This window comes from Pseudalkalibacillus sp. R45, from assembly GCF_052246725.1.
Lineage (GTDB): Bacteria > Bacillota > Bacilli > Bacillales > Fictibacillaceae > Pseudalkalibacillus.
In genome coordinates, this window is record NZ_JBQQCL010000003.1 from 126,912 (window position 1) to 139,507 (window position 12,596).

Sequence of the window (12,596 nt, forward strand, 5' to 3'; positions counted from 1 at the left end):
TAACTGCGGTTACGCTGGTGTTCTTAGGAATCCCCCACTTCAAGCCACTCGCAAGAGTGCTAAGTGGCGGGTAGTTCAAGGGAGCTGTCTCTTCGATCGAGCAACTTTTTCCCCGTAATCGTGCAACTTTCCCTCATAACGTTCCTCCGTAATCGTGCAACTTCCACAAAGGGGACAGCCACACGCTTTTGCAAATTCCACTTTTAAAATCGGGAAATAATGGGTATGGAACAAAAAGATATTATAGAAGAAAAGCATGAAGGGAGCACTGTCGTGGAAATTATTTCTTGGTTCGAAACGTGGGTAGCGAATGTGTCCAACTTCTTATGGACTTATGTACTTGCCATTCTATTAATTGGAGCAGGTATCTTTTTAACAATCAGACTACGCTTTTTCCAATTCCGTTTTTTCGGACACGCATTAAGCCAAACGATCGGGCAAATCTTTAAAAAGGACAAGCATGAAGGGACGATCACCCCTTTCCAGGCTTTCACATCGGCCCTTGCTTCGACAGCTGGAGCAACGAACATCGTTGGTGTACCGGTCGCCATCGCACTCGGTGGACCTGGAGCCTTGTTCTGGATGTGGATGGTCGCGCTGATCGGAATGGCGACCAAATACTCTGAAATCATGCTCGGAGTGAAATATCGGGAAAAGAACAAGAATGGGACGTGGGTTGGTGGTCCGCAGTATTATATCAAGAAAGCACTTGGTTGGGATAAAGTGGCGGCAGCTTTCGCTTTCTTCCTCATGATTGAAGCGATCCCAAGTTTGATGGTCCAATCCAATTCCATCACCACACAAGTTGAAGGTGCTTTCGGATGGTCGACACAAATCACCGGCCTCATCATGTGCGGGTTAGTCGCCATCGTTGTTTTCGGAGGCATCAAACGTATTGGGAAAGTGACCGATAAAATGGTTCCGTTCATGGTCATCACCTACTTGATCGGAGCTTTCATCGTCATTTTCGCTCATATAGGCGAACTTCCAAATGTATTCGGAATGATATTCACACATGCATTTACACCGATTTCTGCTGCAGGTGGATTTGCGGGAGCCGGTATCGCTCAAGCACTCCGTTGGGGAATCGCACGTGGGCTCTATTCGAATGAAGCCGGTCTCGGAACTGCTCCGATTACACATGCAGCAGCACAGACCAATCATCCATCCCGACAAGCTTTATGGGGGATTTTCAGTGTTTTCGTCGATACAATCGTCATCTGTACAGTTTCTGGCCTCGCTGTACTCGTCACCGGAACTTGGATGGAAGTAAGTGCGGATAACGCATCGAACATGATTGGTACTGCCTTTGGAACCGTGATGGGAGAAACGTTCGGCGGAAGCTTCATTGCTATCTTCCTATTCTTCTTCGTCATCACGACGGTCGGTGTCCTGATCTTCTTTGGTGAAAAACAGGCGGAATACTTATTTGGATTAAAAGGATCAAAGTTTATGAGAATCATCTATATCGCAGCGATTTATGTAGGTGCGATCGGCGGCTTGCAGTTTGTCTGGCAGTTCCTCGATCTACTGCTCGCATTCGTCCTGCTCTGTAACATCATCCCGCTCGTCTTCTTGCATAAAGAAATCCGCGCGATGACGGATGACTACATCAATCGGATTTATCGTAAAAAAGAAGGAAAACCCTCAATCCAGCTGTTTTCGGATCAAAGTGACAAGGACATAAGTCAGTGATCTAGCTGAATGATTGAAGTGAACAGATTATGCTGCAAAGTGAACAGATTAATCTTAAAGTGAACAAATTTTCATGGGAAGTGCACAGATTAACCTGGAAAGTGAACAGAATATCTCAGGAAGTGAACAGAATAATTTGAAATGTGATCAGAATATTTGTCGAAGTGAACAGATTATGCTGCAAAATGAACAGATTAAGACAGGATATTATCCATCACACACACATCTATACTAAAAAGAAACAAGCTTACCGAAAAGTCCCTTTGGTAAGCTTGTTTCGTATGTCCCAATTATTTGGAGCCGTTTTTCTTCAATTCAGCCTCAATCGCTTTATCGATTTCATCCTTGGCTTTCGTCAAAGATTCTTCTGCCTTTTCATCTAGATTCGATTTCCCGGATTTCACAGCCTCATTCTTTGTAGCTTCTGCCTCTTTTTTCACGTCTTTATAATACTTGTCCAGCTCATTTTGGTTTTCTTTGATCAGTTTCTCTTTATGCTTTTCGATCTCGCTTTTCGCGCTTTGGACATTCGAACGGATGTCATCTTTGATTTTGGAGACGATCTCGTTCTGCTTGTCTTCAGTCGCTTTTTCGATTTCAGGAAACACCAAAGTGTACAACTGGCTGATTCCGCTCTTGATGTAAGTATTCCAGCTATCCCCATAGGCGGCATAAGCCGTTCCGCCGAACGCACCGATAGCCACCGCCCCGGCCATAACAACTACAACAACCTTTTTCTTGCTCTGATCCATCCATTTTTTAAACATAAAAAATACCCCTTCCTAAGAATTGAAAATTAGAAAGCGGTCGGTTGCACTACTAGCTCCTTCGCATCAAAGTGCCCAAATAAAGATACGAATTCACAGCCCCCTCTATATTCCCTTTGTATTATAACCTTCCAACTTAAGGATGTTAATGAACCCAAATACCTATTAAATGCCATCAGATACCAGGAGAAAACTACCATTTTTGCCAGAAATCCACTCACTTACCGCGGTGGCTCAATCAGCTCCTTTAAGGGTCACGAGGCCATAAAAATCATTTCTTATTATTCAACCAATCTTCTTTAGTCAATTTCATATTAATCGAATCTATTAATTCTCCTTCAAATTCCAAATCATCTTTATCGATACTTTCCACTATGAACCCGACTTTTTCATATAACTTTTTTGCTCTTGAATTGAAATCAAATACACTCAAAGTCAACTGGTTTAGAATCGTATTTTCAAAAACATAATCGACCATTAACCGCGTTGCTTCTGTACCTAACCCTCGATTTCTACCCAACGCTCCAATCAGTATTCTGAAATTCATACTTTGGTTTTCCTCATCAAATAAATTGACAACTCCTTCTCCAACCAACGTATTTGAAATCTTATCAATAATAGCAAGATCCAATCGGTCTTTTTGTGCATTCCTCGTATGATACCAGTGATAGACCTTTTCTCTATTGTATTCAGGAGAGCTCCCTGTATATTTAAGAACCACAGGATCATTTAAACATTCTTCTAAACTCGGAAAGTCTTCATCCATTTTAAAAGGTCTAAGAATAGTCTTGTCTCCAGTAATGATCGGTTTATTGCTCAAATCTATCATGGGGTTTCACTCCTTCCCCTATAAAAATCGGCTGATCCAGCTACCATTTTTCACGCTCTGGATTCTGCTGTTCTAAGAGGTCGATGATCTGTTCATTCTGGTCCCTCTGTTCTTCGAGAAGGTCTCTAATATCCTTCATGTACATGATCACATAATAAGCAGCATATACTGCACCTGCCAAAATCAAAACCCAAAAGATATTCAGCATCCTATCCTCTTCCCCCTCCGCTCATTCCTACTTAACTACTTTTACATGAATGAGCAGAATTCCTCCATTCTTCAGCGGATCACTTTGTAATCCATCCATTCCGGGGGAAGGAGCTTTTGATATTTCGGTGTTAGGAAGCGATCGTCAACGAGTACGATCGTACCGTAGTCCTCTTCTGTCCGGATCAATCTTCCTCCAGCTTGAAGGACCTTATTGATTCCGGGAAACACATACGCATAGTCATAGCCAACCTTCTCGTTTTTGTTGAAATACTCCTTGATGATGTTGCGTTCAAAATTCAACTGTGGCAGCCCGACTCCAACAACCACGACGCCGTTCAGGCGATCTCCTTTTAAATCGACACCCTCTGAAAAAATGCCGCCCATCACCGCAAATCCGATCAGTGTCGTGTCCTTTCCTGCTTCAAATTGGGCAAGGAACTCCTCACGCTCCTCTTCAGCCATCCCGCTGTTCTGTACAATCGCATCATAACCCCAGTCCTCTTCCTCGAACTGTTCATAAACCATCTGCATATAGGCATATGACGGGAAAAAGAAGAGATAGTTTCCGGGTCGCGTTTCAACGAGATTTTTCAACATCGTCAATATCGGGGCAACAGAGCGGTCGCGGTCACGGTACCTCGTCGATAACGGCTGGATGAACACGTCGGCATTTTCTTTTGCGAACGGCGACGGAATCGAAATCGAGTAATCTTCCTCCTCTGCCCCAAGCATATCTTTGAAATAAGGAAGCGGAGATAACGTCGCTGAAAAATAAACCTTCGACCGATACCCTTTTCCGAACTGCTGCAGCAAGTGGGATGGATCAAGACAGAGCATCTTGATGTACACTTCACTTTTTCCATATTCGAGGTACGTCACGTAACGTTCGTCGTATAATTCTGATATCCGTACGAAGTTTTTCGCGTTGAAATACGTTTCGAGGAGTTGTTCCTGTGCTTCGCTTTCCTTTTGTTCAAGCAACTCTTTTTCCGCCTCCGTCACGAATGCCTCCAGCAATCCGAGCAAGTCATCCGGAAATTCTTCCAACTCCACCTGCCGTGTGTCTCCGCATTGCTTTTTTAACAGCAACAAGTGATCATTAATCGCTTTCGCCGTCTCGAATACGCCTTTGTTTTCCGTCTTAAATGCACGCTTTAATTGCAAATAAGGTGATTTGAAGAGCTCCGCTGAGAACATTCCCCGAGCCCGATCCACAAGATTGTGCGCTTCATCTACCAGCAGAACCGTCCTTTTTCTCTGCTCATCGACAAAGCGTTTCAGCGAAATCCGCGGGTCGAAAATGTAATTGTAATCTCCGATGATCATATCAGACGTATAAGCAACATCGAGCGAAAACTCGAATGGGCACAGCTTGTGTTTTCTTGCATATTTTTCAATGGTAGTGCGGTCCATCAACGTTTCGTTCGCTAAAATGTCCATGATCCCATCGTTGACCCGATCGTAATACCTGTCGGCAAACTCACAATAATCCTTCTGGCAGATGGTTTTTTCCTTGAAACAAACCTTGTCCTTTGCCGTGATCGTCACAGAGCTCATATGCAGACCCTTGTCCTTCATCAGGGCGAGGGTCTCCTCCGCTGCGGTGCGGGTGATCGTTTTTGCAGTCAAATAGAAGAATCGCTCGAGATGGCCTTCACCGATCGCTTTTACGGTCGGAAAGATCGTCGAGACCGTTTTCCCCGTACCAGTCGGTGCATTGGCAAACAGATCTTTTTTATCTGCGATCGATTTATAGACTGCTCCGGCAAACTTCCGTTGACCAGCTCTGTAATCGTCAAATGGGAAATCCAGCTCTTTTATGCTGTTGTTTCGTTTTTCCTTATTCCCAAGAAGCATCCGTGCAAAGGGCTCGAACTTTTCTACGACACTCATTATGTAGCGTTCAAGTTCGCTGTAGGTATAATCTTCGGTGAACTGTTTCTTTTCCTCCGTCTCGACATGAACATACGTCAGCTGGACCTTCATTTTTTCAAGTTCATGATCACGGGCGTACATATAGGCGTAAAACTTTGCCTGTGCCCAGTGAACGGGATTCGTCTCTTCTGTGATATCAGACAGATCGCCGCGCGTAGACTTGATTTCATCGATTGTGATCTCATCTCCGTTTTTAAGAAGTCCGTCACATCTTCCATCCACGACAAAAGAGAGCCCTTTGAACTCGATCTGCGTTTTCAGATAGACTTCTCTTTGGTCGGACTCTGCATAGGTCTTTTGAATTTTTTGATGTGCAATTGTTCCGTCGGTCATCGAACTCGAAGAGCGGAAACGGTTATCGATACTGCCGCTCCGATACACATATTCAACCAATGGCCTGACGGATAGCCGGACCTCTTTAGACATGTAATCACCTGATCTAACTCTTTTTTCAATATAGCGCTACCCTTAGTTTACTTGAAAACACACGTTCGTAAAAGGGGGAAATGAATTAACGGACACCACAGCCGTTATTTGTGAAAAATACAGTTGTTTTTCTATGATTTCAGGTAAATAAGGTCTCTCGTGTACGTTAAAGTCAGCAGGATGTCTCGGGCGATCTGCGGATTCCTCGCTTGGTCCGCCAGGATTCCACAGAAGCGTCGCTTAAAAACTAAAAAAGACTAAGTGTATAACCCCTATATACACCTAGACTTTCATCCGCCCTATGGTTGCTATATGAACGTCGGCCCGTCATAACAATGCGGACAATGTTTATATCCTTTGCCTTTCAACAGTTCAACCTTTTCAGCCTTCTTTTCACCCGATCTTTCTTTCAGTGGGATCTGAGGGAGGTCGCATTTATCGCCAACGTATGCACTGCGATGAATTTTTTTATGTTTGTGATCGATTAAGAATTTAGCCATTATATCCCCCTTCCGGATAGTGAAAAATCTACCCTGTTGAATTCTTCTCATGAAGTTTATTCATTGTGCTCAAACCCAATCACTCCCTTCCAAAAGAATTTTTTAGACGCAAAAAAGCCGAAAAGGAACATCTCCTCTTCGGCTTATGTCTAGCTCTAATGTCTAGCTCATTTCCACCTACTCTATGAATTTGGGTTGACGATCATCACAAGAAAACTGCGATCGATATCAAAATCCCAATCTATGAATACTTCAGCTATTTCGCCTTCTATGTGCGAATTGATTTGATCCAAATTCAGCATGCTCTTTTCAAGTTTCCCTTTTGCGTTCCGAAGGGCTTCTTCATTCCCATCGCGGATCAACTGTTTCTCGATTTCAACTAGAATTCCGTCACGTACGACGATGAGCGTCCGCGAATTGATACGGGTCGATCTGATGGCTGCTGGTTCTTTTTCGACCTTTTCGCTCATCCGAATGACTGCATCATGCACTTCATTTTTTCCGAAATAAGCAGCATCTACATCGATCGGACCTGACCCTACACCCAAGAAGACGCCTGATTGGTTTTCAAGCGACCAATCATAATACAAATTCTCGATTTCAAGCTTCGTAATCAGTTTGATGTAGGCTCTGATCTCCGCACTAATCGTATCCATCAAGAAACTACGCGTCTTTTCGACTGTCTTCTGCTGATTCCCGCTGTATAGGACACGTTCCATCGGAGACAAAAAGTCCTTTACATAAATCACGACAAATGAATCTGAAATCGAGACGTAAACAGATCCTGGTCCCTTACCAAAATTATCACGAAGCACTTTTCCAACGTAACTGGAAATCTCACTTTGTTTTTCATTGATATCCAATGTATGTGTTTGTTCATCTGAAGACGGAAGCTTCATATCCTCCATCCTTTCTATAGTGTAATGGCTAAGTGCAGATTTGAAAAGCGTTGAGGACAAATTTATGAAAAGTCCGTACATAGTACTCTCAATTCTCGCTTTTTCACCAAATCATGCAGCTGATAACCGGGACTTTCTACATACATTAGTTACCCTGTTTTTTACAATCAGAAACCATCTTTATTGGACATTCAGTTTCGGACTCTCGATTGGAAGACAGACCGTCACTTCAGTACCGACATCCAGTTCGCTTTTGTAGCTCACTTTTCCGTCCATCGATTGGATGATTCTAAGTGAAACAGTCGTTCCGAGACCTGTTCCTTTATCTTTAGTCGTATAAAATAAGGTTCCAATCCGATCCAGCTGATCCTTATCCATGCCTCTCCCCGTATCGGTCACTTTTACAATCGCAAAGTTTCCAGAGGGCTTCACCCCAATTGTCACTGTATCCCCTTCACCTGTCGCTTCGATCGCATTTTTGACAAAGTTCACCAGGGCTTGCTTCAGCTGGTTACGATCGGTTTTTATAAGGCAATTGGAGTCGAATTCATTTACGAGCTCGACACCATGCTTGACTGCAAGACCTTCCATCAAAAACATCACTTCATAAATGACATCAGATAAGCGGAACGTTTCGATTTTCTTGAATTCAGGTTTTGCAAAATTCAAGTAATCATTGATGATCGCCTCGGCTCGTCCCAGCTCACTCAGGACAAGTGGTATGTACTCATAGCCGTCGCCTTTCTTTTCGGATTTCATCATTTGAAGAAATCCTTTGACCACTGTGAGCGGATTGCGGACCTCGTGAGCGATCGAGGCTGCTAGTTCACCGAGCGTATTCAATTTTTCAGAACGTTGGATTTCTTGTTTCATGATATGGCGCTCGATGACCATTTCGTTCATCATAGCAGCAAAACCGATTCCAATGATCTGGATGGCGCCGAACAGGAAAATGTTTATAAGAATCTCCTGATTGCTAGAAAACCCTTGGACACTCATGAATGTCAATAGGATGCCAAGCATCACGAAAGCAGGCCAAGTACCGATGAGAATCGCCATCCTGACCCGTTTCTTAGGTTTATAATTCATGAATTTTTTTGTAAAAAGGAATGGAAGGAGCGCTGCAGTTAGTACGCTTATGTAACCGAACAACAATGCATCTCCACCGAGGAATGTCCTTGTAAGTAAGATAAAACCCAAAACGATTCCACCAGAAATCGGCCCGCCATATAAGCATGCCAAGACGAGCGGAACATAACGAAAATCCCAATAAAGCCCATAGTCGTAATGTGCGAAAACCAAACAAAGAAGCGCCGCAACACCATGTAATAGTCCATAACAGTATGGAGATTGATCAATGCGACGTTTTTGGAACAGAACACCATATATAAGAACAGGAGCAAGGAAAATTAAAACATGCAGCAATAGCTTTTCAGCAAGCATTTATACCTCCAAAGATAATCAGGACATCCATACTAATAATACGACACACAAAATAGTTTTCCTCTACAATCCAAAAAACATTTACATTATTTTGAAAGAAAACCACGAAAAACGACCCAAATAACCCGCTGCGGGTGCCTGGAACCGTCGCGAACTCCTTCTCCCCCAACGCTTCTGGAATGGTGCCTGTCACCGTCGCGAACTCCCTCTCCCCCAACGCTTTTGGAATGGTGCCTGGCACCGATGTTCTTCTATATACAAATAAAAAGTACCAGCAGGGTGAGTGCTGGTACTCTTATTTAGTGCTATGATTAGCAATTTCCATTGCCATTGCCGTCATCTTCTGCGCCACCGATCGCATCAAGCAGACGCTCAATATCGACACCAGTTGCTGCAAAAGCAATCGCTTTATCACGCTTAGCTTTAGCAAATGCTACTGAACGCTTTTGTTCTTCATTATTGTTACCATTTTGTGCACCCATGACAGCATTGTTATTGCCATTGTTATTATTAAAGAATCCCATATTTTCACCTCCTTAAAAATAGAAAGTGTTAGAGTGTACAAGGTGAAGTCCGCGTATTCATCCACCCTGTACACCTGTTTACGACAGCATTGCAGCCGCAAATTTTCATACATCGATTACTTCCTTGACCGAAACCAGGATCACTGTCTTCAATAGGAAAAACAGCGCTTGTCCGACTCTAGTAAAAAAATTCTATTGATTCAATTACATAACGGATGAGGTGCAAAACCAGCCTTTCTTTTCATGAATATAGAACTCGATTACTAGAGAAAACGAAACGCAGATTCAACGAAAACTTTCACGAGGTCAATCTCAGGCTATGGAAATACAATAGGGGGAGGTGGTGTAAGTGTTCGGATCGGTAATCGATATTCTTCGAAAACGTTGTTGATGGCAGTCGCTATCGCTGTTGCCGTTGGGTCATCTCCAATTGCAACAGATAAGGCAGCTGCTAAGTCTTTTTCTCGAATCGCGACTGCTGCAGCAGGTGACCCACCTTCTTTCAAAGCTGCCATTGCTGCGTCAACAGCAGCATCGATTGCTGCTCTTATTTCTTTTTCACGATTTTCAAGACTCATTTTTATTTAGCCTCCTTTTTACTAGGAGTAATACTAGTATATTGAGATTAGAAGATTCCGTAACGGTCAATTGACTAGATTCATAGAAAATTTTCATAGACATAAATGGATTTTTCACTTTATTAGAAAGTCCTAAAAGGAATTTCACGAGATTCATGCAGGAAAACGATCCAGGCAAGACCTTGAATCGAGCAACAAGTAACGAGCCTTGCGAATCGCCCGAGGAAAAAAGAGACAAGTAAAAAGCCTTACCCGTAATGGATAAGACCTTTTGAAAAAATAGATCAAGCTTGTATTCTAGTATCTTACAGCATCATAAGAGTTGATTCTTCCATGTGCGAAATAATAACCTGTACCGCTGATGTTGTCAGCTGTATTCTCGATTGCCGCACGGATTTGCGAATTGCTTCGACCTTGTCCTGCCAATAAACCTGCAAGACCCGCAACATGTGGTGATGCCATTGACGTACCAGACATATAAACATAACCGTTGTTCGGATATGTAGACGCAATATCCACACCAGGTGCTGCTACATCTACCCAAGATCCATAATTGGAGAAGGAAGCTAAGTTGTCATAACGGTCAACAGCTGCAACCGCGATGACATTCGCATAAGAAGCCGGCTCAAAAGTCGTGCTCACGCCATCGTTACCTGCCGCAGCAATAATCACAGAGCCTCTGTTCCAAGCATAGTTGACCGCATCTTCAAGCGTTTGCGTATCACAGTTACAACCCAATGATAGATTGATAACCTCAGCACCAGCATCTGCTGCATAACGGATTCCGTCAGCAATGTTTGCTAATGAACCACTTCCATTTGCATCTAAAACTCGTACAGCAAGAATGTCCGTGTTTGGTGCCATACCTGCTACGCCTTGTGCATTGTTCGTTTCAGCCGCAGCAGTTCCTGCAACGTGCGTACCATGACCGTTCAAATCCCTCGGCGTCCAGTCACGATCGACGAAATCGTATCCGCGGATCGTTTTACTATCCAAGTCGGGGTGGTTGTAATCGACACCAGTATCCAGGACAGCGATCTCTTGACTGCTGCTTCCTCTGGCAATATCCCATGCCTGTGGTGTATCTGTATTCTGCGGTCCGTATTGGTAGCCGCTATAATACGTATCGTTTGGCGTCCAATTCACCTTGAACGTGTAGTTCGGCTCAGCATATTCAACATTCGGGTTGTTTTCAAGAGCTTTGACAGCTGCTTCGACGTTTCCAACTTTCAATACTTTAAAATCGGATTTAACAGCATCTTCATCAGCAACTTCTTTAGCTCCGATTTTACTCAATGCACTGCTTTGAGCTGATTTTGCAGCCTTCTCTTTGAACTTGACGAGTACTTCACCTTTTACATACTTTCCTGCTTCATCAGAGACATTGACGACATTCGACTTTTCTGGCGCTTCCAGCTGATCACTGACTGCAGCCTCCCCTACCATTGGAAAGAGTGCCATTGACGCAGCGAGTGACAGTGTAGCTAACTTTTTGAATTTCATCCTATTCCTCCCTAAAAAAGTATTCATAAACAAATTCAGTCAAAATGTGTAAAATCCTGCGAAACCGCTATTGGGAAATACCAAGTAATTTTAGTGGTAAAATCGGGGTCCTTCCGGGTCTTTTTTCCCAATATAAAAAGATTAGTTGCTACTGAAAACCAACTAATGTAAAAAAAGTTTGGAAACTCTCCTTTTGAGCATAATTTGATTTATAATCTAGATAAGGATATTTATGGGAAGACAGGGGGTGTGATATTTGAAGGCATTAAAAAGAGTCGGTCTCATTTCAGGAATCATAATCATTGGTATTCTTTCTTTCGCCCTCTTTTTCAGAGACGGAATCATTCTGGATTCTCTTGGTGTACATTTTGATCATCCTTTTTCTAAAACGCTTGTGGTACCACAAAGTCATTCCGCCGTGGATGCAAATAATAATGGCGTAGAAGACGCGATCGATATCGTGAATGCTGCCCGGAAAGAAGTTGAACAGCGTACAAAATATAAAAGTGCGTATTATGCAGGAGGTTACCCGCCAGAGGATGAAGGTGTGTGTACAGATGTGATTTGGCGTGGGTTAGTCGGGGCGGGTATCCCATTAAAAGAACTGATGGACGAGGATATTGCTGATCATACAGATCTATATCCAAGGGTGAATAACGCCCCAGACCCGAATATTGATTTTCGCAGAGTGCCGAATCAATTCGTCTACTTCGAACGTTTTGCAGAATCGTTGACGACAGAACTGATACCAGGTGATATTGAGAACTTGAAGCAGTGGCAGCCGGGTGATATCGTCTTATTCCTGGATGGATTCCACCATGTCGCCATCATTTCCGACAAACGTGCAAAAGACGGTACACCTTATGTCATCCACAACAACCAACCTTTTGCAGCTGAAGTAAAGCTCTCTTCCTTCAGAACACCGATCGCCGGACACTATAGATGGAAATACTAACGGTGGTGCCAATGGCGGTGCCTGGCACCATTTGAAACCCCTTCTGCCCCAAGGGATTCGTTTCGGTGCCTGGCACCATCTGAAACCCCTTCTGCTCCAAGGGATTGGTTTCGGTGCCTGGCACCATCTGAAACCCCTTCTGCCCCAAGGGATTGGTTTTGGTGCCTGGCACTTGATTTGCGGCACCTGATTTGGCATTTTTCACATTAAACACCATAGATCCTGCATCTTTCTGCGTCAAAGCACAGGATTTGACAAGCCGAACCTGACAAAAGTCGTCTGGAGAACGACTATAGTCCGCTATCTTTTTTCGACACACCTTCTACATTAAA

General features: G+C 43.5%; 12 protein-coding genes and 1 riboswitch. Of the genes, 2 read left to right on the top strand and 10 right to left on the bottom strand.

Going from position 1 to position 12,596, the window contains the following annotated elements; translation table 11 throughout:
• Positions 1-225: 225 nt before the first annotated feature.
• Positions 226-1,695, top strand: coding sequence for an alanine/glycine:cation symporter family protein (locus tag ACTWQL_RS08295; protein ID WP_443141979.1), 1,470 nt, complete (start codon positions 226-228; stop codon positions 1,693-1,695).
• 290 nt (positions 1,696-1,985) lie between these two features.
• Here ACTWQL_RS08295 and ACTWQL_RS08300 read toward each other — a convergent pair whose 3' ends face one another.
• The 10 genes from ACTWQL_RS08300 to ACTWQL_RS08345 form a co-directional block, all read right to left on the bottom strand.
• On the bottom strand, positions 1,986-2,462 hold the full coding sequence (locus tag ACTWQL_RS08300; protein WP_443141980.1) for a hypothetical protein: 477 nt from the start codon (positions 2,460-2,462) through the stop codon (positions 1,986-1,988).
• Between the two features lie 29 nt (positions 2,463-2,491).
• Positions 2,492-2,575: riboswitch (cyclic di-GMP riboswitch) on the bottom strand.
• A gap of 158 nt (positions 2,576-2,733) precedes the next feature.
• Entirely contained in the window at positions 2,734-3,291 is a 558-nt protein-coding gene (locus tag ACTWQL_RS08305; protein ID WP_443141981.1) for a GNAT family N-acetyltransferase, read from the bottom strand.
• Between the two features lie 40 nt (positions 3,292-3,331).
• Positions 3,332-3,499 carry a hypothetical protein gene (locus tag ACTWQL_RS08310; RefSeq protein WP_443141982.1) on the bottom strand — a complete coding sequence of 56 codons (168 nt, stop codon included), beginning with the start codon at positions 3,497-3,499 and terminating at the stop codon, positions 3,332-3,334.
• Between the two features lie 71 nt (positions 3,500-3,570).
• A complete protein-coding gene (locus ACTWQL_RS08315; protein WP_443141983.1) occupies positions 3,571-5,862 on the bottom strand; it encodes an ATP-dependent DNA helicase in 2,292 nt (763 codons plus the stop codon).
• Positions 5,863-6,170: 308 nt separating this feature from the next.
• Entirely contained in the window at positions 6,171-6,362 is a 192-nt protein-coding gene (locus ACTWQL_RS08320) for a hypothetical protein (RefSeq protein ID WP_443141984.1), read from the bottom strand.
• A gap of 182 nt (positions 6,363-6,544) precedes the next feature.
• Complete coding sequence (locus ACTWQL_RS08325; protein ID WP_443141985.1) at positions 6,545-7,261, bottom strand: DUF2294 domain-containing protein; 717 nt, start codon at positions 7,259-7,261, stop codon at positions 6,545-6,547.
• 180 nt (positions 7,262-7,441) lie between these two features.
• Positions 7,442-8,704: an ATP-binding protein gene (locus tag ACTWQL_RS08330; protein ID WP_443141986.1), complete on the bottom strand. Its 1,263-nt coding sequence runs from the start codon at positions 8,702-8,704 to the stop codon at positions 7,442-7,444.
• Between the two features lie 311 nt (positions 8,705-9,015).
• Complete coding sequence (locus tag ACTWQL_RS08335; protein WP_443141987.1) at positions 9,016-9,228, bottom strand: hypothetical protein; 213 nt, start codon at positions 9,226-9,228, stop codon at positions 9,016-9,018.
• A 317-nt stretch (positions 9,229-9,545) separates the two neighbouring features.
• Entirely contained in the window at positions 9,546-9,806 is a 261-nt protein-coding gene (locus ACTWQL_RS08340) for a hypothetical protein (RefSeq protein ID WP_443141988.1), read from the bottom strand.
• Positions 9,807-10,103: 297 nt separating this feature from the next.
• Positions 10,104-11,309, bottom strand: coding sequence for a S8 family peptidase (locus tag ACTWQL_RS08345; RefSeq protein WP_443141989.1), 1,206 nt, complete (start codon positions 11,307-11,309; stop codon positions 10,104-10,106).
• Positions 11,310-11,565: 256 nt separating this feature from the next.
• Between ACTWQL_RS08345 and ACTWQL_RS08350 the strand changes: the two genes are divergently transcribed.
• Positions 11,566-12,264, top strand: a complete 699-nt coding sequence (locus ACTWQL_RS08350; protein WP_443141990.1) for a DUF1287 domain-containing protein — start codon at positions 11,566-11,568, stop codon at positions 12,262-12,264.
• The last annotated feature ends 332 nt before the right edge of the window (positions 12,265-12,596 follow it).